The 25,631-nt window shown below is 47.2% G+C and carries 22 protein-coding genes; 21 read left to right on the top strand and 1 reads right to left on the bottom strand.

Annotation, left to right across the window (positions count from 1 at the left end; all coding sequences use genetic code 11):
- The first annotated feature begins 48 nt into the window (after positions 1-48).
- The 13 genes from DESHY_RS00545 (at position 49) to mqnC (ending at position 13,287) form a co-directional block, all read left to right on the top strand.
- Positions 49-264, top strand: coding sequence for a hypothetical protein (locus DESHY_RS00545; RefSeq protein ID WP_008409609.1), 216 nt, complete (start codon positions 49-51; stop codon positions 262-264).
- 179 nt (positions 265-443) lie between these two features.
- A complete protein-coding gene (locus DESHY_RS13300) occupies positions 444-1,562 on the top strand; it encodes an HD domain-containing protein (protein WP_008409610.1) in 1,119 nt (372 codons plus the stop codon).
- Positions 1,563-1,615: 53 nt separating this feature from the next.
- Entirely contained in the window at positions 1,616-1,804 is a 189-nt protein-coding gene (locus DESHY_RS00555) for a ferredoxin (protein ID WP_008409611.1), read from the top strand.
- 349 nt (positions 1,805-2,153) lie between these two features.
- On the top strand, positions 2,154-3,296 hold the full coding sequence (locus tag DESHY_RS00560) for a glycosyltransferase family 4 protein (protein ID WP_008409613.1): 1,143 nt from the start codon (positions 2,154-2,156) through the stop codon (positions 3,294-3,296).
- A gap of 29 nt (positions 3,297-3,325) precedes the next feature.
- The gene (locus DESHY_RS00565; protein ID WP_008409615.1) at positions 3,326-5,560 is read left to right on the top strand and encodes a hypothetical protein; all 2,235 of its coding nucleotides are present in this window, start codon (positions 3,326-3,328) and stop codon (positions 5,558-5,560) included.
- Between the two features lie 274 nt (positions 5,561-5,834).
- Entirely contained in the window at positions 5,835-6,218 is a 384-nt protein-coding gene (gene speD / locus DESHY_RS00570) for an adenosylmethionine decarboxylase (protein ID WP_008409617.1), read from the top strand.
- A 171-nt stretch (positions 6,219-6,389) separates the two neighbouring features.
- Positions 6,390-7,157, top strand: coding sequence for a polyprenyl synthetase family protein (locus tag DESHY_RS00575; RefSeq protein WP_008409619.1), 768 nt, complete (start codon positions 6,390-6,392; stop codon positions 7,155-7,157).
- A gap of 19 nt (positions 7,158-7,176) precedes the next feature.
- Positions 7,177-7,893 (top strand): demethylmenaquinone methyltransferase, encoded by a 717-nt coding sequence (locus tag DESHY_RS00580; protein WP_048817774.1) that lies wholly within the window; start codon positions 7,177-7,179, stop codon positions 7,891-7,893.
- Between the two features lie 56 nt (positions 7,894-7,949).
- A complete protein-coding gene (locus DESHY_RS00585) occupies positions 7,950-9,395 on the top strand; it encodes a menaquinone biosynthesis decarboxylase (protein WP_008409623.1) in 1,446 nt (481 codons plus the stop codon).
- Entirely contained in the window at positions 9,385-10,239 is an 855-nt protein-coding gene (locus tag DESHY_RS00590) for a UbiA-like polyprenyltransferase (protein WP_008409624.1), read from the top strand. The genes DESHY_RS00585 and DESHY_RS00590 overlap by 11 nt, the downstream gene beginning before the upstream one ends.
- Positions 10,240-10,275: 36 nt before the next feature.
- On the top strand, positions 10,276-11,379 hold the full coding sequence (mqnE, locus tag DESHY_RS00595) for an aminofutalosine synthase MqnE (RefSeq protein ID WP_008409626.1): 1,104 nt from the start codon (positions 10,276-10,278) through the stop codon (positions 11,377-11,379).
- Positions 11,379-12,227 carry a menaquinone biosynthetic enzyme MqnA/MqnD family protein gene (locus DESHY_RS00600; RefSeq protein ID WP_008409628.1) on the top strand — a complete coding sequence of 283 codons (849 nt, stop codon included), beginning with the start codon at positions 11,379-11,381 and terminating at the stop codon, positions 12,225-12,227. The genes mqnE and DESHY_RS00600 overlap by 1 nt, the downstream gene beginning before the upstream one ends.
- On the top strand, positions 12,220-13,287 hold the full coding sequence (gene mqnC / locus DESHY_RS00605; RefSeq protein ID WP_174269689.1) for a cyclic dehypoxanthinyl futalosine synthase: 1,068 nt from the start codon (positions 12,220-12,222) through the stop codon (positions 13,285-13,287). The genes DESHY_RS00600 and mqnC overlap by 8 nt, the downstream gene beginning before the upstream one ends.
- An 87-nt stretch (positions 13,288-13,374) precedes the next feature.
- Here the strand turns inward: mqnC and DESHY_RS00610 are convergent, their stop codons facing one another.
- The gene (locus tag DESHY_RS00610) at positions 13,375-13,866 is read right to left on the bottom strand and encodes a rubrerythrin family protein (RefSeq protein ID WP_008409630.1); all 492 of its coding nucleotides are present in this window, start codon (positions 13,864-13,866) and stop codon (positions 13,375-13,377) included.
- Positions 13,867-14,057: 191 nt separating this feature from the next.
- On the opposite strand from DESHY_RS00610, the gene metF reads away from it, so the two are divergent.
- The 8 genes from metF to selB all read left to right on the top strand — a co-directional run bounded on the left by metF (position 14,058) and on the right by selB (position 25,627).
- Positions 14,058-14,927: a methylenetetrahydrofolate reductase [NAD(P)H] gene (gene metF / locus DESHY_RS00615; RefSeq protein ID WP_008409631.1), complete on the top strand. Its 870-nt coding sequence runs from the start codon at positions 14,058-14,060 to the stop codon at positions 14,925-14,927.
- A gap of 98 nt (positions 14,928-15,025) precedes the next feature.
- On the top strand, positions 15,026-15,880 hold the full coding sequence (locus tag DESHY_RS00620; RefSeq protein ID WP_008409632.1) for a nitrilase family protein: 855 nt from the start codon (positions 15,026-15,028) through the stop codon (positions 15,878-15,880).
- Positions 15,881-16,315: 435 nt separating this feature from the next.
- Positions 16,316-18,058 (top strand): L-lactate permease, encoded by a 1,743-nt coding sequence (locus DESHY_RS00625; protein WP_008409633.1) that lies wholly within the window; start codon positions 16,316-16,318, stop codon positions 18,056-18,058.
- Positions 18,059-18,672: 614 nt separating this feature from the next.
- Entirely contained in the window at positions 18,673-20,472 is a 1,800-nt protein-coding gene (locus tag DESHY_RS00630; protein ID WP_008409634.1) for an L-lactate permease, read from the top strand.
- 128 nt (positions 20,473-20,600) lie between these two features.
- On the top strand, positions 20,601-21,332 hold the full coding sequence (locus DESHY_RS00635; protein WP_008409635.1) for a FadR/GntR family transcriptional regulator: 732 nt from the start codon (positions 20,601-20,603) through the stop codon (positions 21,330-21,332).
- A gap of 147 nt (positions 21,333-21,479) precedes the next feature.
- The gene (locus DESHY_RS00640) at positions 21,480-22,202 is read left to right on the top strand and encodes a FadR/GntR family transcriptional regulator (protein ID WP_008409636.1); all 723 of its coding nucleotides are present in this window, start codon (positions 21,480-21,482) and stop codon (positions 22,200-22,202) included.
- Positions 22,203-22,287: 85 nt separating this feature from the next.
- Positions 22,288-23,709, top strand: a complete 1,422-nt coding sequence (gene selA / locus DESHY_RS00645) for an L-seryl-tRNA(Sec) selenium transferase (RefSeq protein WP_008409638.1) — start codon at positions 22,288-22,290, stop codon at positions 23,707-23,709.
- Positions 23,710-23,716: 7 nt separating this feature from the next.
- A complete protein-coding gene (gene selB, locus DESHY_RS00650) occupies positions 23,717-25,627 on the top strand; it encodes a selenocysteine-specific translation elongation factor (protein WP_008409640.1) in 1,911 nt (636 codons plus the stop codon).
- Positions 25,628-25,631 lie beyond the last annotated feature (4 nt).

Consider the following 25,631-nt stretch of genomic DNA (forward strand, 5'->3'; position numbering starts at 1 on the left):
TTTAACCAGCCATATTCTATTAAAGGATCATGCTACGGGGGAATACATATGACGGTAAAACTGTTTATTAAAACCCAAACCACCCGGGGCTTAGATAAAGATATTGTCAAAGTGACCTGGGGAGCCGTAAACAATGCCGGACGTATATTTTATTCAAATTCGGAAGTTATGAGTGTGGAAGATTTTTTAAAATTTAAGGAACTGTTTGCTGCCGTGGGGTTGGATGAAGAAAAAAGAACAGATACCGGCAGGGAACGCTATTAGGGCGCAGGACGAATTTAATTAACCGTCACCAGGGGTTTGTCAACCTCAGAGATGTGTCATGCACCTTGAATTTATGAAAGTTTTCTGCTAAAGATAACTATTTTCTTACAATGTCTGCACCTTGGCAAAAGTTATTGTATAATAAAAAATAATATTCTGAAAACTAGGGGGTGGGTAGATTGTGTGCCCAGGGAACGCTTTGTGATATAAAGAAGGCGCTTCAACCGGAACTGAACAGCTTTCCCCTAGATCTTCTCTTTAATGCCATGGACATTGGTGTAATATTACTGGATGAACAGGGTAAAATATGTTATTTAAACAAAACAGTGGGTCATATGCTGGAAAGGGATACACAGCACCTTTTGGACAAGCATTTTACAGAAATTTTCAGCACCTTCTTCAGCGTTTCTGCGGAGGAATACCGAAAAACCTCTCCCATGTTTGAAGTTATGGCTCACAATGTAGAAAAAATCGGGGTAGAAAGGTATTCGGATTTAACCAAGCGATGTTACCTGACCAACTATCATCCCGTCATGTTGAATAACCTAAAATATTACCTGATAACTTTTACCGATATTACCAAACGAAAAAAATTAGAAGAAGAAATTATTAAAATGGGGCAGGAGTTGGATGCTGCCTTTGCCTTGACACTGCCTAATTCCAAAGTGGAATACAAATTAAAAAATACGCCAGAATATGTAGATACTTATAACCCGGATCAAGGAGAGATTACCATAACCGAAATTATTCAGGACGGTGGCTACCGACATGTGGTTAATGCCTTAAAGATTGCGGGAGATTTGCATCGGGAAGGTGCCATGAGCATATTAGGTATTGATAAAGATTTGCTGGTACAGACCTTAATTTTTCACGATATTGGCAAATCCCAGCCGGATCTTGCTGTGGGCCAGCGGGTAATTGCAGCGGAAGTGTTTGAAGACAGCAAGCTTCATGCCGGGCGGAGTGCTGAAATTGCCCAACACATCTACCAAAAGCCGCCGGATATGTGCACGCTGATCCGTTACCACCATCATGCCGAGGATGAGCTGCCAGCTTCCTTTCCCAGGTATTTGCTGCCCATGTTAAGGATGGTAAAATTAATTGATGGCCTTTCGGCGGCCCTGACCAGACGCAAGGCCCAAATAAAGCTGACTGTGCATAAGGAGTTAATTATTGTTGAAGAAAAAAACCATCACCCGGCATACAATAATAAGCGTTCTCTTAATCTTTTTACCGGCCAGGTAAAATACTGCCATAATTCCCCGGACGGTAATAAAAAATATCGATCGAGGGCATAATTTGCGATATTGGCAGGAAAAATAAGGCTGTTAAATTAAACGGAGGTGTAACCATGAAAGCAGTGGTAGATCAAGATCTATGTATCAGCTGTGGTGCCTGCATTGATGTATGTCCCGAGGTTTTTGATTGGAATGATGAGGAAAAGGCCCACGCCATTGTGGATGAGGTACCGGAGGGACAGGAAGATCAAGCCAGAGAAGCAGCCGATGGCTGCCCCACGGAAGCCATTAAAATCAGCTAACAACCGTCCGGCCGCCCTGGTGGCGGCCGTCTGACTGCTGACAAGCTACGATAAATTTTAACGGTGTTTTATGATCCCCTTTTGTGCCGGTCTGCACACCGACAGCACGTTAATTCGCTACGGTCGCCACCGGTTGCCTCAAACGGCCCGCCGCTGATCAAGTGCTGTGGCTGGCAGGGGAACATAAAACCCCCTCGTCATAGTTATTCAACCTTTGTAAGTATGGGGCGGTGTTTCACCGCTTTTTCTTTTTGGGGGGCAGGTGAAAGAACAAGTTATGGCGAATAAACTGGGATGCATACACTTGCTTATTTCGGGGGAAGATATACATTTGCAGGGGTGAAACCGGTTGTCTAAAATAAAAATATTGCATGTGGTAAGACCCGCTGCAGGGGGTATGAAAAACCACCTGATCAATCTGGTAAAATACGCAGATAAAAAAAGGTTTGATATGACAGTGGCCTGCCCGCCCAATACCGTCTTATGGGACGAGCTGGTTGCCCGGGGAATTAAAACCATACCCATCCCGCTGGTGGGAGAACTTTCACCAACCAGGGATTATGCAGCGGTTCGCAGTTTAGTTAAATATTTGCATCAATCCGGCACCACCGTTCTACATGCCCATAGTTCCAAAGGAGCACTGGTGGGTCGTTTGGCGGCTCTGTTGGCCGGTACGCCGGTAATTGTTTTTACGGCTCATAACAGTATTTTTTATGAGGCATGGCCGGCCTGGAAGAAAAAATTATTTGCGCGGGTGGAGCGGTTGCTGGCCAGGTTTACCGATAAAATTATTACCGTTTCGGATGCCTTAAAACAGGAGCTAATGGAAATGGAGGGCCTGCCTGCCAAACAAATAACCACCATTTATAACGGCATTGAGACTGACCGGTTTAATACCAAGGTGGATGTAAAAACGGTGCGGCGCCGGCTCAATATTCCGGAATTGGGGCAACTGGTGGGTACCGTTGCCCGTCTGGCACCCCAAAAGGGCGTCAGCTATTTTTTGAAAGCAGCCTCTCTGTTAAAAGATTATCAAGTGAATTTTCTGGTGGTAGGTGACGGCCCCCTGGCCGATGAGTTAAAACAGGAGGCTTGCGAGCTGGGATTACAGGGAAGGGTTATTTTTGCCGGGCAGCGGGATGATATTGCAGAAATCATGGCGTTACTGGACATTTTTGTACTGCCTTCGGTTACCGAGGGCCTACCCTTAACAATTTTGGAAGCCATGGCTGCCGGCAAGCCGGTGGTTGCAACCCGGGTTGGCGGGGTACCGGAAGCCATTGTGGAAGGGAAAACCGGACTGCTGGTGGCGCCGAAGGATCCGGAAGCGCTGGCAGTGGCTCTGGCAGAACTGATTGGAGAAAGGGATCGCTTGCAGAGGCTGGGCAATAACGGACAGAAATACGTGCAAGAAAAGTTTACCGTGCAAAACATGGTAGAAAAAACCATGACCTTATATTATGAGTTATTAGCAGATAAGAAGCTCATTTGATTTGCTGACAGACTTGGAGGGATATGTAGTTGGCTGGTTCACTCTGGCACAGAGCTGCCGGTTTTTTAACTTTTCTTATACTCAGCCTGGTGTGCCTGGTGCAGGCCGCCGGAGCGGCGGACACCGCCCGGGCAGAGCGGGTTGTTATGGTGATTATTGATAAATTAACCGTGGATGATTTTGCCGATAATTACTTGCCTGAAATAAAGTCCCTGGCTACCGGCGGCTCGGTAGGGTTATTAAACAATAATACCGGTGCCGGTATTTATTCAGAACATACCTATGCGACGATTGGCGGGGGAGCCCACTTAATCGGTGTGGGAGAAGCAAATAACGGTTTTAATGCCTCTGAACATGTAGCAGATACTACGGCAGCCAATGAATATTTTCGGCGTACGGGCTGGCAGGCGCCGCCCCAGGCGGTTGTCCAGCTGGCTGTGGGTAAGCTGATGCGTACCAATAATAACCTGCCTTATCCTGCTGTACCAGGCGCTTTGGGGCAGGCTTTGCATACGGCAGGCCTTAAAACGGCGGTGCTTGGCAATGCCGATACCCCGGGGGTTACCCGGCGGTTGGCCACTGCCATTTCTATGGACAGCCAAGGGTTAACTGATATGGGTTGCGTTGATGAAACTATTTTGCTGCCATATCCTACCGGCCTGGGGTTCTACCGTACTAATTTTGCCGAGGTGCTTAAAAAATTTAATGAATACCGGAACAAAGGGGCTTCCCTGATAGTGATCGAAACCGGTGACAGCACCCGGCTTTACGAAGAAAAGGACAAAGCCACGGATTTTGCTTATGGCAGACAAAGAGCAGAAGTGCTGGCCGGCATTGATCGGTTTGTGGGCAAATTAGCCGGGCAAATGGATTTCACCAGAGAGGTTTTGCTGGTTATTACCCCTACGCCCACGGCTGAAGCCGTCAAGGAAAATAAAAATCTCACCCCCGTTATCGCCGTCGGGCCCGGTTTGCCGGCGGGCAGTTTGTTAACCTCAGGCACCACCAAACGGGACGGCATTATTATGAATACTGACATCGCTCCTACCGTTTTGAAGTATTTGGGTCTGCCGCCGGCAGTGGGCATGTCGGGCAGGCCGCTGCTGGCTTCCGGCTTGCAATTGAAGGAAAATGGATTGGACTATTTAATTGACCTGAACCGGCAGCTGGTGACCACATACCAGGCCAGGCCGCCGCTGCAGTCAGCCTATGTTTTGGTACAGTTGTTTGTGCTGTTTACAGCATTGTACGGTATTTTCTTTAAACGCCATATAGCAGAGTTGATAAAACCCTTTTTGCTGGTGGTCATGGCTGTGCCTCTGGCAGAACTGTTAATGCCGCTGCTGCCTCGACAATCGGTGGCCGTGATGGCCCTGATGCTTATCTTAACCACCCTGCTGATTGCCGCCTCAGCCATCCTGGTAAATAAAAAAACCGGCCTGGATCCGTTTATTTTTATTTGCATCACCAGCGCCGCTGCCATTTTAATGGATTTGCTAAACGGTTCGTTCTTGCAAAAGCAGTCTCTGCTGGGTTACGATCCCATTGTAGGGGCGCGGTTTTACGGTATTGGCAACGAATATATGGGTGTGCTGATCGGTTCTGTGATTATTGGCACCACCGCAGCCATCCAATACTGGTCAAAATGGCGCCGGCCCTTGATTGCCGCCGGCGGGTTGCTGTTTCTGGTAACAATTTATGCCATGGCTGCCCCCAATATTGGCACCAATGTGGGAGGAACCATTGCTGCCTCATCGGCCCTGCTGGTTACTTTTCTGTTGTTGGCAGGAGTACGTTTCCGGCTGCGCACCCTGTTGCTGGTAGGTCTGGCGGTGGTGCTGGCAGTGAGCGGGTTTATTGCTTTTGATCTTACCAGGCCGCCGGATATGCGTTCCCATATGGGAACCACCGCATCTTTGATCCTGCAGTCAGGGCCTGCCCAAGCTATTGATATTATCCAACGCAAGTGGGCCATGAATATGAAACTGCTGCGCTACACCGTATGGAGCAGAGTGCTGTTGGCCAGCTTAGGGGTGTTGGCTTTGCTGTTTTACCGTCCCAGGGGTGTCATGGAGAACATCCGGGTAAAATATCCTTATCTTTTTAAAGGCTTTATTGGTGTGGTAGCCGGTGCCATTGTAGCTTTTCTGGTTAATGATTCCGGCGTGGTGGCTGCTGCCACAACCATGATTTTCGGGGCACCGCCGTTGGTTTATCTGGTGCTGACAGAACAAACGGCCGATCATAGACATACTATAAAATAACCGGACTACTAATATATAAGGATATAAGGCGGCAGATTATGATGTCCGGGCGAGAAAAACCTGTGTTTTAAAGCAGAATATTTAGTTAAATTAAACAAACAAGTGAATCAAGTTGCAAATAAATAAATTCGGCATTTAGAGGCAAAATTTGCGTAAAATTTTATTGACATGGGAAAAGTTTATGTTAAAATGGATTTTGGTTGGAATGGCCGGCCCGTCTTGGCGGGTCTGTCATTACCAACATTTTATTAATTAAAGGAGGAGGATAACTATAATGAAACCTTTGGGCCGCCATGTCTTGGCAGAAATCTATGGCTGTGAATTTGACATCCTCAACGATGTGAAGAAGGTTGAGGAAATTATGGTTAACGCAGCTCTGGAAACTGGGGCTGAGGTCCGTGAAGTAGTATTCCATAAGTTTAGTCCACAGGGTGTTAGCGGTGTTGTTGTTATCAGCGAAAGCCACCTTGCCATTCATACATGGCCCGAATTAGGCTATGCTGCGGTCGATGTATTCACCTGCGGTGATACCGTAAATCCGTGGGATGCATGCAATTTCTTAACCAGAGAATTTGGTGCTAAGGATATGGCTGCTCAGGAGACTAAGAGAGGAATCCTGCCTGGAATGGCGCCGCGTTTGGTGGCCGTAAACTCATAGGAGGGATATTTATTAGTACCAAGAGTAGTGGGAACTGACGAGCCTGGCTCATCGGCAAGATGGAGCGAGGCTCGTTAGTTTTTTTGCGGCTTTTTTCCAGGACGGAAAGGGAGGAAATTTCTTATGCTTAACGAAGTATTAATAAGTTAACCGCCAAAAGGGGGCTTTTTGATGTCAGGCGACGTCTTCGCAAGCATCCGGGAAGATATTCAAATTATTCACAATAATATTTCGCAACATCTATTCATTAAAGCCGGGCATGTGGGGGACTATGCCCATTTGGAGTTTTCCCCCTTAGACAATTTTATACGCCCAGCATTGGTATTAAGTGCTGCTAACTTATATAACTGCAGGTCTGCCAAGGTAATCTCCCTTGGCGCAATTGTGCAGTTTATTTTTATGGCTTCCCAGATTCATAAAAACATTCCGGAAACAGTTGTGCCATCCCATCGGCCGGACCCCAGAGACGGCACCCAGTTTCCGGTTTTGGTGGGCGATTACCTGTACGGCAAGTTTTTTACCACCCTCTGCCAAGCGGGTCTTTTGCCCTACCTGCGCCCCCTGGCGGAAATGATTGGCCTGATCCATGAGGGAGGTATCTTGCGCCGGCGGCATCTTCATGCATTGGAAGAAAATCACCAGTTAGTTCAGGAAATAGTTCGCTTAGAAACTGCCGAGTTAATGGCGGGGGCGGCCCGCTTGGCCGGGCATCTGGCAGGGGCGCCGGACACCGACCGGGAGTACCTGTACCAGTATGGTATAAATTTAGGTATGGTTTACGGCCTGGGGCAAAAAAATATGCTGTCCGTCCTGGGTTTACAATATATTGAAAGAGCCTTGGCAGCATTGGAACAACTGCCCAATCGACCGGAAAAAGCCATGTTGGAATATCTGGTGCGGTCTTTGTCTTTAACGGAGGACATTCGCAAGGTTGTATAAGAAGGGAGCGGGACAGCCGGTGCAGCAGTACAACGGGAAAAGCAAAGAGGAGTTTGTGCACGGGGTATTTTCCGCCATCGCACACCGCTATGATTTAATGAATACAACCCTCAGTTTTAACCGGGATAAATATTGGCGGCGGTTTGCGGTGTCGCAAACCGGTTTGCAGCCCGGGGGGGTGGCACTGGATGTAGCCTGTGGTACAGGCATGTTGTCCATCGAACTGGCGAGGGTTGCAGGAAAGACCGGCCGGGTGATCGGCTTGGACTTTTGTGAAAGCATGTTGGCGCAGGCTGTACGCAATATTGAAAAAACGCCTTACAAAAATAATATTGAGCTGGTTCAGGGCAACGCCATGAGCCTGCCCTTTGCAGATAATACTTTCGATTGTGCCACCATTGGCTTTGCTTTAAGAAATGTTCCCGATGTGGCGGGTTGTATTGCAGAAATGAGGCGGGTGGTAAGACCCGGCGGCCGGGTGGTGTCATTGGAGCTGGCTAAGCCCAGTGCGCCCGTCTTTAAACAACTGTATTATTTATATTTTGACCAACTGGTTCCTCTGTTGGGCAAATTAGGTGTGGGCAAAGACGGGCCTTACCGCTGGTTGCCCAATTCTTTGAAAATGTTTCCCCACCAGTCTGTGGTCAGGGATATTTTTACCCAGGTCGGACTGCGGGATGCCGTATACCATGAACTGACCGGCGGCATTGTAGCGGTGCATGTAGGCACCAAATAAAAATTAAGATGTCAAACCGTTTCCCTTTAATCATTATATGGGATGGTGTATAAAACGTGGCCTATCAAGATTTGCGTGAATATATAAAAACCTTGGAAAACAAAGGATTATTAAAAAGAATAACCACTGAGGTCAGCGTTGACCTGGAAATTACGGAAATTACCGATCGTGTTTGCAAAATGGGCGGTCCCACCCTGCTGTTTGAAAATGTTAAGGGCTATGACATGCCGGTGGTGACTAACCTGATGGGTTCCTTGGAACACATGAAACTGGCCCTGCAGGTTAACCACCTGGATGATATCGGCCGGCAAATTATGGAGTTTCTGCAGCCCCCCGAACTGCCTACCGGTTTTATAGATAAACTGAAAGCCTTACCCAAGCTGGCTCAGCTTTCTTCATTTATTCCCAAAACAGTTCGCACCGGTCCGTGTAAAGAAGTAATTATCAAAGATAAGCCTTCACTGGCTGCGTTGCCGGTGCTTAAATGCTGGCCTCTGGACGGCGGTCCTTTTATTACCCTGCCTTTGGTGTTTACCAAAGATCCGGATACCGGCAGAAGAAATGTCGGTATGTATCGCATGCAGGTATACGACGAAACCACCACCGGTATGCACTGGCACAAACATAAAGACGGTGCGGAAAACTACCGCAAACAAAAAAACAAAAAGCAACGGCTGGAAGTAGCAGTGGCCCTGGGTGCTGACCCGGCCTGTATTTTCTCAGCCATTGCCCCCATGCCGCCGGGTATAGATGAAATGCTGTTGGCGGGCTTTATCCGCAAGGAACCGGTGGAAATGGTAAAATGCGAAACGGTGGATATTGAAGTGCCGGCCAGGTCGGAGATCATTTTAGAGGGTTATGTTGATCCGGCAGAAACCCGCTGGGAAGGACCTTTTGGCGACCACACCGGCTATTATTCGCTGGCTGATTACTATCCGGTCTTTCACCTGACCTGCATTACGCACCGCAAGCGGCCTATCTACCCCGCAACCATCGTGGGCAAGCCCCCTATCGAGGATAATTTTATCGGCAAGGCCATTGAAAGAACTTTTTTACCATTGTTGCGCTTGCAGTTGCCGGAAGTGGTAGATATGAACATGCCGCCGGAAGGCGTGTTTCACAACTGTGTTATCGTTTCCATTAAAAAGCGCTATCCCGGCCATGCCAAAAAGGTAATGAATGCCCTGTGGGGTATGGGACAGATGATGTTTGCCAAATTAATTGTTGTGGTGGATGATCATGTGGACGTTCAGAATCTTTCGGAGGTGGCCTGGCGCGTTTTTAATAACATTGATGCCCGGCGAGATGTATTAATTGTAGACGGCCCCCTGGATGCCCTGGATCATTCTTCGCCAACCCCCTATTATGGGGCCAAAATGGGGATAGATGCCACCAGAAAGTGGCCGGCCGAGGGTCATCCCCGGGAATGGCCGGCAGATATTGTGATGAGTGAGGATATTAAGGCCCTGGTAGACAGGAAGTGGAAAGAGTATGGCTTCTAAACTAAAAATTTTTTTACAGATGATTAAGTTTGAGCATACAGTATTCGCTTTACCCTTTGCCTATATCGGGGCATTGTTAACCGAACAGCGGATTCCTGCCCCGCATCATATTATTTGGATTACCTTAGCCATGGTGGGGGCCCGGACCGCTGCCATGTCTTTTAACAGATTGGTGGATCGCCGCATTGATGCCAAAAACCCCCGTACGGCGGGACGAGCGCTGCCCAGAGGATTATTGGGAGTAACCGAGGTATGGATTTATATACTGTTATCCTTTGGGTTGCTGGCAGTATCTGCCTACAATTTAAGCCCGCTGGCCTTTAAATTATTTCCCGTGGCAGTTTTTGCCCTGAGTTTTTACTCATATACCAAAAGATTTACCTGGACCTGTCATTTTTGGTGTGGTATTGCCTTGGGGTTGGCTCCTTTGGGGGCCTGGGTAGCCATTACCGACAGTTTTCATCCGGCGCCCATCCTGTTGGGTATTGGCGTTTTGCTATGGGTGGCGGGTTTTGACATTATCTATGCCTGTGATGATTATGACTTTGACCGGCGGGAAGGAATTTTTTCCATTCCGGCTCGGTTTGGCATCAAGAATGCCCTCAGGATCTCTACCATTGTCCATGTGCTGGCACCCCTGTGCTTTTTAGCGGTGGGCCTGTTGTTGAATTTAGGTCTGTTTTATTTTATGGGCGTGGTTATAGCGTGCGGTTTGCTGGCCTACCAACATATCCTGGTAACTCCGGAGGATCTTTCCAGGACCGGGGTGGCCTTCTTCCAGTTAAACGGTACCTTAAGTGTGATGATGTTTATTTGCACGGTAGCTGACATATTGCTTCCTTAATACCGGAAATGCGGCCGGTAAGGAAAGGAGAAAGTTATGCATACTTTTTTGGCAAACCATGAGTTAGCAGATATCGAGGCAAAGGTGACAGCAGGTGAAAGGTTAAGCAGGGAAGACGGCATCCGCCTTTATCGTTCGCCTGATTTATTGTTCATCGGTTATCTGGCGAACTTGGTAAGAACGCGCAAGAACGGTAACAAAACCTATTTTAACGTTAACCGGCATATTAATCATACCAACGTTTGCAAGAATCTTTGCCAGCTTTGCGCCTTTGGCCGTAAAGCTGAAGACCCGGGGGCTTATACTTTGTCCCTTGATGAAGTGGAAGCCAAGGCCAGGGAGTGTCACGGTTTAAAAATTTCAGAAATACACATCGTGGGCGGGCTTAACCCGGAGCTTAAACTGGATTACTACCTGGCTATGCTGCGGCGTGTCCGTACCGCGGCTCCCAACGCCGCTATAAAGGCCTTTACTGCGGTGGAAATTGATTACCTGGCAACATTGCATAATATGTCCCTGACGGATGTCATTAAGGCATTGCGGGAAGCCGGCCTGGACTCTTTACCCGGTGGCGGTGCCGAGATTTTTGCACAGCGGGTACGGGATATTATTTGCTCCCAAAAAATCAGTGCCCGTCGTTGGTTGGAAGTTCATGCAGCGGCTCATGGTTTGGGGATGAAGACTAATGCCACCATGCTTTACGGGCATGTAGAAACCATTGAAGAAAGAATAGATCACCTGATTCAGTTGCGCCTGTTGCAGGACCGGACCGGTGGATTTTTAGCCTTTATACCGCTGGCCTTTCACCCCCGGAATACCGCTTTGGCTGACCATAACCTGTCTTTGACAACCGGCTTTGATGACTTAAAAACCCTGGCCATTGCCAGGTTGATGCTGGATAATTTTGATCACATCAAAGCCTATTGGGTAATGCTGGGTCCCAAAATTGCCCAGGTAGCTTTGCATTTTGGTGCCGATGATTTAGACGGCACGGTTGTAGAAGAAAAAATTGTTCACGAAGCCGGTGCGGCAACAGCTCAAATGATGGCAAAAAGCAGATTGATAAATTTAATTAAGTCGGCAGGCAAGGAACCAGTTGAAAGAGATACCCTGTATAACGTTATTGAGGAGGGTTTTTAGTGGCCAGAATAAGGTTGGGGCAGGTGGATTACCTGAACACTTTACCGGTTTTCCATGCTTTTGAGGAAGGTTTGCTGCCCTTTAACGGTGAGCTGGTGAAGGGACCGCCCACCATGTTAAACCAAATGCTTTCTGCGGGCCGGTTAGAGGTAGCCTCTATATCATCTGTTGAATATGCCAGGCATATTGACAAGTATATGATTTTGCCCCGGTTATCGGTAAGTGCTGACGGGCCGGTGAAAAGCATTTTATTATTCAGCCATAACTCTGTTACCGAGTTGGACGGCAAGAAGGTTTGCCTGACATCTTCTTCTGCCACTGCAGTGGCTCTGTTAAAGGTGCTTTTTGATCACTATTATCATGTAGAAGCTAATTTTGTCACCATGCCGCCGAATCTGGATAACATGATGGCAGAAGGAGACGCTGCCTTGTTAATCGGTGATGATGCCATGCGGGCGCATCTCAGGGTTGTGCAAGAACAATTACCTTATCATGTAACAGACCTGGGAGAGGTCTGGAAGCAATTTACCGGCGAAAGAATGGTCTATGCCTTATGGATAGTGCGCAAGGATTTTGCCAGGGAATACCCGGCAGAGGTACAGGCCCTTTGCGGCATGCTGGCGGAAGCCAAACGCATAGCGGGAGAAAACATGCCGGCACTGCTGGAAAAAAGCAGACGCCGTACCGGCATGCCGCTGGAGTACCTGGAGGAATACTTTAAAACCATAAACAATGAATTTGAGGCAGATCATCGCAGGGCCCTGCTTACCTATTATGACTACTGTTATAAAAGCGGTCTGATTGAGGAACGGGTGCGGTTGTCTGTTTGGGGTGAAGAAGATGCCTAAAATATCTGAAATATTGGCCAAGGCTGTGGCAGGAGAAAGGTTAAGTGTGGCAGAGGGCGTTGCCCTCTTAAATTCTTCTGATCTGCTTGCCCTGGGGGCAGCGGCGGATGCCGTCAGGCAAAGGATGCATCCGGAAAACCGCGTTACCTTTATCATTGACCGCAATATTAACTATACCAATGTTTGCAGTTGCCGGTGCCGATTTTGCGCTTTCTGGCGGGAACCGGATGCCCCGGATGCCTATATCATTGCTCGTCAGGAACTATATCAAAAAATTGACGAAACCATTGCTGCCGGAGGAACCGAACTGCTGATTCAGGGAGGCCTGCATCCAGAACTGGGACTGGACTACTACTTAGAATTACTTAAAGACATCAAGCGGCGGTATAACATTCATATTCATTCTTTCTCCCCGCCGGAAATTTGGCATATTGCCAAAAAGGAAGGACTCTCCTTGCGCCAGGTATTACAGCAATTGCAGGCGGCCGGCCTGGACTCGCTGCCCGGCGGCGGTGCCGAAATACTGGATAACCGGGTGCGTAAAGCCATCAGCCCGCATAAGATAACCTGGGAAGAATGGATGGAGGTTATGACCACTGCCCACAGCCTGGGCATGAAAACCACTGCCACCATGATGTTCGGGCATATTGAAACCCCTACCGAAAGAATTTTGCACATGGTTCGGGTGAGGGAGGTTCAAGACAAAACCGGCGGCTTTACGGCGTTTATCCCCTGGAGTTTTCAACCCAAGAATACCCGGCTGGGCGGTGAAACCGCTTCCGGCGTTGAGTACCTAAAAACCCTGGCAGTGGCCAGATTAATGCTGGATAATGTGAAAAACCTGCAAGCTTCCTGGGTGACCCAGGGAGCCAAGCTGGCTCAGGTGGCCTTGCGTTTTGGAGCCAACGATTTTGGCAGTACCATGCTGGAGGAAAATGTTGTGCGGGCAGCAGGAGTCACCTACCGGGTTAAACTGGAGGAAATCCTGCGTTGCATCAGAGATGCCGGGTTTCGGCCGGCCCAGCGCACCACGGATTACCGGATTATCAGGGAGATGTAACGAACAAAGCAGGCTGCATACAGCCTGCTTTACATTTAAGCCAGTCAGGAATTAGAAGGGCCTTTTAATCTTTAAAGCCGGTGCAAGTTAACCTACGTTTTTAAAGGCACTGCCGTTGGCACCGCAGATCGGGCATTTATCCGGTGCGGTATTCTCATGGATATAGCCGCATACCGGACAGAGGTAATAATCGAGGTTTTCTTTTTTCTCCAGAGCTTCCAGGGCTTTTTTGTACAATGCAGCGTGTACTTTTTCCGCCTCATTGGCAAAATGGAAAGCCCGCCGGGCTTGCTCATTACCTTCACCCGAGGCTTCTTGAATAAAGCCAGGGTACATATGGGTAAATTCATAGGTTTCGCCGTCTATGGCGGCCTGTAAATTTTCAGCGGTAGATTTAACAGCCCCCAGAGCCTTTAATTCGCTCAAGGCGTGAATGGCTTCCGCTTCGGCGGCGGCACGAAAGAGCTTAGCCACGGCAGGATATCCTTCCTGATCGGCCTTAGCGGCAAAAGCAAGATATTTGCGGTTGGCTTGGGATTCGCCGGCAAAAGCGGCTTTCAAATTGTTTTCAGTAGTCATGGAAATCCTCCTTACCAAATTATCTCTGTTCTTGACAGTTATCAGTATATTATCTCCCGAACTTTCATTCAATAACAGCAGTCAAGATTTAAGAAGGTTGTAAGGAAAGGGCAAACATTTTGTTATTTTCCAATGGGTTAACTGCAGTTATAATAAAACACAGACAAACTACATAAACAAGGTGATGAAAAATGAAAATTGCTAAGCTTTTTGCAACCAAACAGCCGGTTATTTCTTTTGAAATATTTCCTCCCAAAGCAGATACGCCTGTAGAAACAATTTTTACTACCCTGGAAGGTTTAATAAAATTAAAACCTGATTTTATAAGTGTTACCTACGGTGCCGGCGGCAGCAGCCGCAGCAGGACTAAAGAAATTGCTTCCCGTATTAAAAACCACTACCGGGTGGAAACACTGGCGCATTTAACCTGTGTAGGACATGAAGCCGGCGAGATTGATATGATTTTGCAAGGGCTGCAGGAGGCGAACATAGAAAACGTGTTGGCTTTGCGGGGTGACCCGCCGGCTGATAATCCGCATTATGATTTTACAAAGGGTGCATTCTCCTTTGCTTCTGACTTGATAAGTCATATTAAAAAGCATAACAACTTTTGCATTGCGGCAGCCGCTTATCCGGAAGGACATGCCCACTGCAGGCGTTTAAGTGAAGACCTGAACCATTTAAAGTACAAAGTTGATCAAGGGGTAGACTTTTTAATTACCCAGTTATTTTTTGATAACAGAATTTTTTATAATTTTATGGAAAACGCCCGCCGAATCGGCATTGCCTGTCCGGTTATGGCCGGAGTCATGCCGGTGCTAAACGCAAAACAAATTAAACGCATCATATCTTTATGCGGTGCTTCAATGCCTGCCAAACTGCTCATGATGGTGGATAAATACGGTGACCGGCCGGAAGACATGGAAAAGGCCGGCATAGAATATGCCAGCCAACAAGTACTGGATCTTATGGAAAATGGCGTAGAAGGCATTCATTTATACACTATGAATAAGCCACGGCAAATTACTGAAATATTATGTAATACCGGGAGAGTGTATTAATAATTATTTTTTGGTCGGGGCGGTTGGCAAGCGGCATTTGTCTGACGAATGCCGCTTGTCAACCGTCCCCGACTTAAAGGGCAAGGAGGTTTTGCTAATTGCTGGACACCAGGATTGGGCTGGTACAGATGCAGGCCAAAGTGGGACGGCTGAATGATAATCTGGCAGTGATGGGGAGATTTGTTGAGGAAGCAGCCGCGCAGGCGGTGGATATCATCTGTTTTCCCGAAATGTGCTTACAAGGGTACCATAGAGAAAAGGCGGGTGAATTTGCCCAGGATATTACGTCCAGTGCCTTTGTCACTTCCCTGGAACAAATGGCAAAACTGAATAATATCACGGTGATTGCCGGAATGGCAGAAAGAAACGGAGAGGCCAAGCCATTTATTACGCAAATAGTTGTATATCCGGACGGTACGGTGGATAAATACAGGAAAACACACTTGGGCAAAAGTGAACAACCTTACTTCAGTGCCGGTGATGATATTAAGGTATTTGCTACTGCCAAGGCAAAGTTCGGCATACAAATTTGCTGGGATACTCATTTTCCGGAACTGGCAACCATTCTTTCCCTGCGGGGCTGCGAAATCATTTTTGCTCCCCATGCCTCTCCTTCCTTTGTGGGTGACAGGCGGGATATCTGGCTAAAGTACCTGCCGGCCAGGGCATATGATAATACCGTTTTTATCGGGGCATGCAACCTGGTGGGGGAGGACGGACAGGGGCGTATTTTTTGCGGCGGTGCCCTGATACTTGATCCTAAAGGTAATATTGTGGCGGAAGATTTTCGGGGAGAAGCATCTTTGCTGGTGGCAGATTTAGCGGGCAGCAAAATTAACACCATCAGGCAGCAACAGGCCGGTTCCATGGCCAACAGTTTTTATCTTCGGGCACGGCGACCTGAGCTGTATCAAGAATTGGTGAAAGGCCAGACTGGTTTAAATACAGGTTAAACAGGCTGGATATTTAAGGATAAAAGTGGTTAAATTAAATTTTTCGGCTAAAATTAAAGTTGATTTTTGTCGATTTTTTTAATATACTGAAAAATGACAATGATGAGTAAAGTTTATATTATTATTTGTGGTCATACCATTATGCCATATGACGATAATAACTTCTAAACATAAGAGCGCTTGACCACAAACCACAAACCACAAACCACAAACCACAACACACTGATTAACCGTTTGACTGGTTAACCGGCTAACCTATAAAGTAATGCCAGAATAATGAAGGGATATTTAATGACTGCAAGTGACATTCTTCAAAAAAGAATGTTGTGTAATATAAAACTACAGTCGGGAGGTGGAAGGAAGGAATTTGGCAAGCAACCGGATTTTTTGCAGCAATAATTTTATTAATTTTTTGGAAATGAGGGGTAAAGCAACATGTGGGTACAAGAAACAAACCCTTTCGGTAACATAGGATTGTCGGCCCTGGTGGCATCAATTCCCATACTGATCTTATTTTACGCCTTGGCCATTAAAAGAATGAAAGGGCACATTGCCGGTGCCATTACCCTGGCTTCCGCCATTGCAGTGGCTATTATTGCCTATGGTATGCCGGTAAAATTAGCCTTGCTTTCCACACTGTACGGTGTATTAACGGGTTTATTCCCGATCGGCTGGATTGTTCTCTGTGCGGTATTTCTTTATAACCTGACGGTAAAAACCGGTTACTTTGGCATTATTAAAGATTCAATTGCTTCCATTACGGAAGACCGCCGTTTGCAGGCTTTATTAATCGGCTATTGTTTTGGGGCTTTCCTGGAAGGTGCTGCCGGGTTTGGGGCGCCGGTGGCCATTACCGCCGGTATGCTGGTGGGCTTGGGATTTCAGCCCCTTTATGCGGCAGGTCTGTGCTTGATTGCAAACACAGCTCCGGTAGCCTTTGGCGGTATCGGCATTCCTATTATTACAGCCGGTAAGGTATCCAACCTGGATCCTATGGTGGTCAGCCAAATGATTGCTAACCAGTTGCCGTTGCTTTCCTTTATTGTACCTTTCTGGTTAGTATTTATTATGTCCGGTTGGAAGGGTACTAAAGAAGTGTTTCCGGCTGTTTTTGTCACCGCTGCCAGCTTTAGCTTAACCATGTGGTTTGTGGCAGCCAAGATTGGCCCGGAGCTCCCCAACATTCTTTCGGCCTTGATTTCCATTGTTGTTCTGGTGGCTTTCTTAAAGGTTTGGAAACCCAAAAACATTTGGCGCTTCCCCAATGAGCCGGCTGCCAGCATGGAAGTTAAAAAACATCCCATCGGACGTGTAATCCAAGCCTGGACACCTTTTATTGTTTTAACAATTCTGATCGGCGACTGGGGCATCAGCGGTATTAAGTACATGTTAGACAAGCTTACGGTTAAAATCCCCATTGCCGGCTTGCATAACGCAATTATTGTAGGCGATAAGCCGCTGGAAGTGGTGTACAAGTTTAACTGGTTAGGGGCTGCCGGAACCGCTATTCTGCTGGCGACTGTTATATCTGCCCTGATTTTAAGAATTCGTCCTGGTACTTATGTTTCTGTTTTTGGCGAAACTTTAAATAACCTGAAGTTTCCTTTAACTACTATTGCTTGTGTGTTGGGTTTTGCCTATATTGCTAATTTTGCCGGCATTACCCCCACTCTGGGCAAAGCCCTGACGGTAACAGGTTCTTTCTTTCCCTTTGTATCGCCTTTCCTGGGTTGGCTGGGCGTCTTTGTAACAGGCAGTGATACTTCTGCCAATGCTCTGTTCTGCAATATGCAGCGTATTACTGCTGAGCAAATTGACGTAAACCCTGTTTTAACTGTAACTGCCAACACCAGCGGCGGGGTAGCCGGCAAAATGATTTCACCTCAGAGTATTGCTGTAGCCTGTGCTTCGGTTAACCTGGTCGGCAAAGAAAGTGATTTGTTCAGATTTACCGTTAAGCACAGTCTGATCTTTACAGCCATTATGGGTATTGTAGTATATGCCCAGGCATATTATTTAAGGGGGATGGTGCCTGAAATGGTAGAAGCTCACGCTGCAGCTGCGGCGGCCACGGCGCCTGACAGCGGGTTCAGCCTGGTGGCTCTGGCAGTTTCGGTTCTCATTATGGTTGGTCTTGGTATTGTGGCAGCTCGTCAAGCCCGTTCCTACCGGGACTAAGCCAATTGCGATAATATAAAACATCTAAAGAAAGAAAAAGCAAAAAACTCAAAAGCAAGCTGGACCGGTACAATCGTACCGGTCTTTTTTTAGCTAATATTAGAAAAAGATTCTTAATAAAAACCAAATTGAAATATTGATTATTCTCAATTTAAGATAAAGTTTAAATATTTTAAAAAATAGTTCCAAATACGAAGGAATTTATCGCTAGATGTCGAAAAATTATGATTAACTAAATGGTCAGACCATCACAATGGTTGACTACTCAACCAGAAGACCCTATAATAAGAATTGCATTAATTAATTAACAATTTAAAATCTTGCAAAGATAACTAAATAAATTGAAGAATTATAATTTGGTGTATTTGCTTGTTCAACAAAACATTTACTCATCATTGGTCAAGCCATTAAGCCAACAGGTTATTTAACCTGCAGGCTAATAAATATAAGTGAATGGGGGTGGTAGAAAATCAAAATTCAAAAAATTTAGATGTTTTATATTATCGCAATTGTATCAGTTTTTGATTTGTTTTGTATTGCTTGTATTTTTGTTTTGCTTACTTTGTGCTTATGTCTGATTAACGTTTTTTATTAATTGCAAAGGAGAAGATACTATGGAGTGGACCCAAGTCATAAATCCCTTTGACAACTTGTTCCTGTCAGCCCTGGTGGCGGCAATTCCTATTTTATTTATGTTCTATGCCCTGGCTATTGCCAGGATGAAAGGGCATATAGCAGGCAGTATCACTTTGCTGTTAGCTATCGGCATAGCAGTGTTTGTACATGGCATGCCTGCTCAGTTAGCCATTTGGTCTTCCATCTACGGGGCTTTGTATGGTCTGTTTCCCATTGGTTGGATTGTTCTTACAGCGGTCTTTCTTTATCAGTTAACTGTTAAAAGCGGGCAGTTTGAAATTATTAAAGATTCCATTGCCGCCATTACCGATGACCGCCGTTTGCAGGCCTTATTAATAGCATTCTGCTTCGGCGCCTTCCTGGAAGGTGCGGCCGGTTTCGGCACCCCGGTGGCCATTACCGCCGGTATGCTGGTGGGCCTGGGCTTTAACCCCCTGTATGCTGCCGGTCTTTGCTTGATTGCTAATACAGCCCCGGTAGCCTTTGGCGGTATCGGCATTCCCATTATCACTGCAGGTGCTGTTTCCGGCGTGGATACCATGGCCATCTCCCAAATGGTTGGTCGTCAGCTGCCCTTCCTGTCTGTTTTTGTACCGTTTTGGTTGGTATTCATTATGGCCGGTTGGAAGGGTGCCAAGGAAGTTATGCCTGCTATCCTGGTGTGCGGTGTTTCCTTCGCTGCGGCCCAGTGGTTCTCCGCCAACTACATGAGCCCCATGTTGCCTGACATTATTTCCTCGCTGGTATCCATTGTTGCGATGGTGCTTTTCTTGAGAAAATGGAAGCCCCAAAATATCTGGCGTTTTAAGGATGAACCCCCTGCAACACTTGAAGTAAGGAAACACTCCTTCGGTACGATTGCAAAAGCCTGGTCGCCCTTTATTGTATTAACTATTTTGATCGGAGACTGGGGTCTCAAATCGGTAAAAACATTGCTGGATGTAGTAACCGTTAAAATTCCCTTTGATGCCGTTAACAAAATGATTATTGCAGGCGGCAAGCCCATCGAGGTGGTTTATAAATTTAACTACCTGTCTGCTGCCGGCACAGCCATCTTAATATCCGCCATTATCACGGCCTTTATTCTTAAGATTAGCTTCGGTGATTTTATTAAGACTTTCCAGGAAACCGTAAAAAGCCTGGTCTTCCCGTTAATTACCATTGCCTGCGTACTGGCCTTTGCTTATGTTGCCAACTGGTCAGGTATGACACCCACGCTGGGTAAGGCTTTTACCGTTACCGGTGCTTTGTTCCCGCTGGTAGCCCCCATCCTTGGTTGGTTGGGCGTGTTTGTAACCGGTTCTGATACTTCTGCCAACGCTTTGTTTGGTAAGATGCAGGCGGTAACAGCGGCTGACATCGGAGTGGATCCTGTGCTGACGGTGGCTGCCAACAGCTCCGGCGGTGTGGCTGCCAAAATGATTTCTCCCCAGTCCATTGCTGTGGCAACCGCTGCCTGCAACCTGGTGGGTAAAGAAGGCGACCTGTTCCGCTTTACCGTGCTGCATAGTTTGTTCTTTACCGCTATTATTTGCGTCATCACATACTTGCAGGCTTATGTATTAACCTGGATGATTCCGGTATATGAAACAGCCAAGCAGGCTGTGGCTAACGCTTCTCCCCAGGCTGCCGCAGCCGCGGAAGCTGCTCTGCGCAGCCAGGGTATGTTGATTCTGGCCGTAACCGCTGTAGTGGTTCTGGGTATTGCCGTATACGCCTACAAACAAGTGGGCGGCGGCAAATTTGGCAAAGAAAGTGCCAAGATCAGCGTTCACTAAAAAATAAATAGAGAGTTATGGGGTATAACCCCATAACTCTCTATTATTAAACAGTTTTTTGTGCTTTTTTTCCTTATTGTGTGTTATGATAATTTAATAAATTTAATAAAAGACCTGGAGTGCTGCCTGTGGAATTTAAACCTATTAAAGCTAAAAAAATTTATGAAGAAATTGTCGAGCAAATTAAAGGCATGATTGCCCGGGGTGAGCTCAATCCAGGCGACAAACTTCTTCCGGAACGAGAACTGGCAGAGCGCATGCAGGTAGGACGATCGGCGGTACGTGAAGCCTACCGGGCTTTGGAAGCCATTGGCATTATAGAAATCCGGCCGGGGGAGGGTACCTTTGTCCGCAAATTGGGCAATAAACCGATGACTGATATTATGTCGTTGGCGGTCATGACCGGTAAGGATACGCTTTTTGAATTGCTGGAATTAAGAAAAATTATTGAAACAGAAGCAGCGGCCCTGGCTGCCGCCAGAAGGACGGAAGAAGACTTAAAGGCAATTAAAAGTTGTCTTGATCAAATGAAACTGGATATTGAAAGCGGTAACCTGGGGGATTTATCCGATATTAAGTTTCATTATGCCATTGCGGACGCAGCTCACAATTCACTGCTGACTCGACTGATGAATTCCATTACAGAAACCATGAAAAAAGAAATGAAGACCATCAGAGGACATCTTTACCTGACCCCCGGCACACCCCAAAGACTATACCAGCAGCATGAGTTAATTTATGAAGCTATTTATAACGGCAATCAGCAAACTGCTCGCACTTCTATGTTTACTCATCTGTCCGGCGCTGAACAGCGTTTAAAAGAAATCATAACTGGCCAAAAATTATTGACTAAGGTTTGAACCCGGTGCCAATACCGGGTTTAAATTTTAAAGTCAAGTTTTCCGGGTCTAAATGAAAAATTTCTTATTCTAAAAGTATTTACAATTATTTGTTAGTTACATTATGATTATTTTAAGTTGGGCAAATTGTATTTTGGAGTGTTTATTGTGGAATTTAGACCAATAAAAACCAAAAAAATATATGAAGAAATTGTTGAACAAATTAAGCAAATGATTGCTCGGGGTGAGCTTACCCCGGGTGATAAGCTGTTGCCGGAACGTGAACTGGCCGACCGGCTTCAGGTGGGACGTTCGGCGGTGCGCGAGGCTTACCGGGCCTTGGAAGCCATTGGCGTGATTGAGATCAGACCGGGCGAGGGTACCTTTGTGCGTGAACTGGGTACCAAATGTATGACCGATATCATGTCTTTGGCTGTTTCTACCGGCAAAGATACTTTGTTTGAACTGTTAGAATTAAGAAAAATCATTGAAACTGAGGCTGCTGCCCTGGCAGCTATGCGCAGAACCAAAGAAGACTTAAAAAATATTAAATATTGGTTAGATAAAATGAATGAAGATATAAATCAAGGAAGCTTAGGTGATTTGTCGGATATAAAATTTCACTATGCTATCGCAGCTGCAGCTCACAATTCTTTGCTGATGAAAATTATGAATTCTATATCTGAAACCATGAAAAGAGAAATGAAAGTTGTCAGACAAAAGTTATATTTAACCCCGGGTACTCCCAGAAGCTTGTATGAGCAGCACCTGATTATTTATGATGCCATAGTAAGCGGTGATGAAGCAAAAGCCCGGGAAGCCATGCTCATGCATTTAAACAGGGCCGAAAAAGGTCTTATACAAAATATGAACATAACCGTAAAATCTTAATCATAACCCGGCTCGGCTGGGTTTCTTGCTTTTCAGCATTTTTATGCCATATAATGAACAAAGAAACTGGGTACGGGGGTATAAAATGGGTCCGGCTATTGATAAAACTTTGCTCAGGGCGCTGCCCAAAATTGATGAAGTGATGAAGCAGCATCAGGTAAACCGCTTATTGGAGATGCATCCCAGATCAATTGTGGTGGACGGGATCAGGGAAGCTGTAGAGCTAATACGGCAAGATATTTTAAAAGGAAGTTTTAACAGTGACCCGGCTAATCTCTTTGATCTGGTGATTGAACGGGCCCTTAAGCAGGTGGCGGCGGCCACCAGACCCAATTTGCGCCGGGTGATCAACGGTACCGGCGTGGTATTGCATACCAACCTGGGACGAGCCTTGCTCTCTGAAGCTGCCCGCCAGGCAGTTGATGCGGTGGCAGCGGTCTATTGCAACTTGGAATTTAATTTGGCAACAGGTAAAAGGGGTTCCCGCTATGAGCCCCTGGAGGAGCTGCTGGTACGCTTAACCGGCGCTGAAGCAGCGCTGGTGGTTAACAACAACGCTGCGGCAGTGCTGCTGGCGTTGGGTACCCTGGCCAGGGGAAAAGAAGTAATTGTCTCCCGGGGGCAGCTGGTGGAAATAGGGGGATCCTTTAGAATTCCTGATGTTATGGAACAAAGCGGGGCCAGTCTGGTTGAGGTGGGTACCACCAATAAAACCCACCCCCGGGATTATCGCAACAGTATTTCGGAAAACACTGCTCTGCTGCTGCATGTACATACCAGCAATTACCGTATTGTGGGTTTTACCCGGGAGACAACAGTTGCCGAACTGGTAGAAATCGGCAGGGAATATAACTTGCCGGTAATGTCCGATTTGGGCAGCGGATTTTTGGTTGATCTGGCAAAGTACGGTTTGCCGGTGGAACCAAGCGTGCAGGATACGGTAGCAGCGGGAGCTGATGTGGTAACTTTTTCCGGCGATAAATTGCTGGGCGGGCCCCAGGCAGGCATTATTGTAGGCAAGCGCAAGCATATCGAAAAAATGAAACAAAATCCCCTTACCAGGGCGGTCCGTATTAATAAGTTTACCGTCGCGGCCCTGGAAGCCACTCTCAGGGATTATTTGGATGCAGAGCGGGTGCTTGAAAAAATTCCCACCCTTAAAATGTTGACGGAACCGGTTCAAACCATATACGAAAGAGCGGAAGCGCTGGTTAACGGATTGCGCCCTAAGCTAACAACCAGGGTAGAGTTAAAGATTATGCAGGGTTATTCCCAGGTGGGCGGGGGATCCATGCCCACTGCTGAACTGCCGACATATTTAATGTCCTGCTTACCGGCTCGGATGTCAGCGGATGAACTGGCGCAACGTTTGCGCCAGACGGATCCTGCTGTGGTGGGACGCTTGCAAGACGGCTGTTTTTTGGTGGATTTAAGAACGGTGCAGCCTGATGAGATAGACCTGCTGGCGGCAGTGATGGCAGACATATTAAATTCTGCAGGGGGGTAAACCGGTTATGAAATATATTGTAATTGGTACCGCCGGTCATGTGGATCACGGCAAAACGCAATTAATTAAAACTTTAACCGGTACCGATACAGACAGGCTAAAGGAAGAAAAAGAAAGAGGCATCTCCATAGAATTGGGTTTTGCCCAGCTCAAGCTGCCCAGCGGCAAACAGGCAGGCATTGTTGATGTGCCGGGGCATGAGCGTTTTATAAAAAATATGTTGGCCGGGGTGGGCGGCATTGACCTGGTTTTGCTGGTTATTGCCGCTGATGAGGGTGTGATGCCCCAGACCCGGGAACACATGGATATTATCCAGTTACTGCAGGTTAAAAAGGGCATTGTAGTGATAACCAAGACAGATCTGGTGGATGATGAATGGCTGGCTATGGTTACCGAGGAGATAAAAGAATTTCTCCGGCCTACCGTGCTGAGTCAAGCCCCGCTGGTGCCGGTATCCGCCCTTACGGGGCAAGGGATTTCCCGGTTATTGCAGTACATTGATAAGCTGGTAGACGACACCGAGGAAAGGAACAGCGGCGGCCAGTTAAGATTGCCGGTGGACAGGGTGTTTTCCGTTACCGGTTTTGGTACGGTGGTCACCGGCACTTTGCGAACCGGTACAATTACAGTGGGGGACAGTGTGCAAATTATGCCGCAGGGCCTGGTAAGCCGGGTGCGCTCCCTGCAGGTGCACGGCCGAAAGGTAGAACAGGCCAAAGCGGGGCAGCGTACCGCAGTAAACTTATCAGGGGTGGAAGTGGAACAAATAAAAAGGGGCAGTGTTCTTGTTACCCCGGGTTCAGTCAAGCCTTCTCACCGGATGGATGTCCGGCTGCTGCTGCTGGCCAACGCTCCCAAAGAGTTGAAAAACCGGGCCAGGGTTAGGCTTTACCTGGGTACCGATGAAATACTGGGCCGGGTCAGGTTGCTGGACAGGGAGGAACTGGAACCGGGACAAGAGGTCTATGCCCAGTTAGAGCTGGAGGAACAGGCGGTGGCTGGCAAAGGTGACCGTTTTGTAATCCGGTCTTATTCGCCTATGCGAACCATTGGCGGAGGAGTTATTTTAGATGCCAATGCCCCAAAACATAAAAGATTCCAGCCGGCCGTGCTGGAGGCACTGGCCACCAAAGAGCTGGGTACCCCGGAGGAATTGGTGAACCAGTTTTTGGCCGGCCGACAGGCCTTATTTTCTGTTGAAGAAGTTGTCAAAGGTACCGGTTTGCCGGCGCCGGAAGTTGCATTAGCTATAGAAAAACTGGCTGCCGACCGGCAAATTAAAGTGGTGCCGGCGGATCAAAAAGAGTTGGTGGTATCCCGGCAGGTTTATGATAACTGGAGTCGGGAAATTATCTCGATGACAGAAAACTACCAGCAGCAATATCCCTTAAGAGAGGGTTTGCCTAAAGAAGAACTGCGTTCCCGAAAATTTTCCTTCATTAATACAAAAAACTTTCAGCATCTCTTACAGTCTTTGGAGGCGGCGGGACTTATTGCACTATACGACAAAACGATTGCCAGTCCCAGGCTAACCGGCCGGTTGACCGCCGAACAGCAAAGGTTGGTTGATGCTTTGGTTAAGGCTATGCATGACGGGCAGTTTCAACCCCCTGCCTGGCATGATATTATAAAAAGCCATAAATTAAAAGAACCGGAGGCCCAGGAATATTTGCAATACCTGCTGCGAACAGGCCAACTGGTGAAACTGGCAGATGAAGAGCTGTATTATTCTGCTGCACGTTACCGGCAGGCTCGCCAAAAAATAGTTGATTTTTTGCGGCATAATAAAGAAATTTCGGTTGCGCAAACCCGAGATTTGTTGCATACCTCCCGCAAGTTCACCCTGCCCTTGTTGGAATCGCTGGACCGTGAAAGGGTAACCCGACGGGTTGGCGATAACCGGGTGCTGATTCAGTAAAAAA

The sequence above is a fragment of the Desulforamulus hydrothermalis Lam5 = DSM 18033 genome (genome assembly GCF_000315365.1).
In the GTDB taxonomy this organism is placed as follows: domain Bacteria; phylum Bacillota; class Desulfotomaculia; order Desulfotomaculales; family Desulfotomaculaceae; genus Desulfotomaculum; species Desulfotomaculum hydrothermale.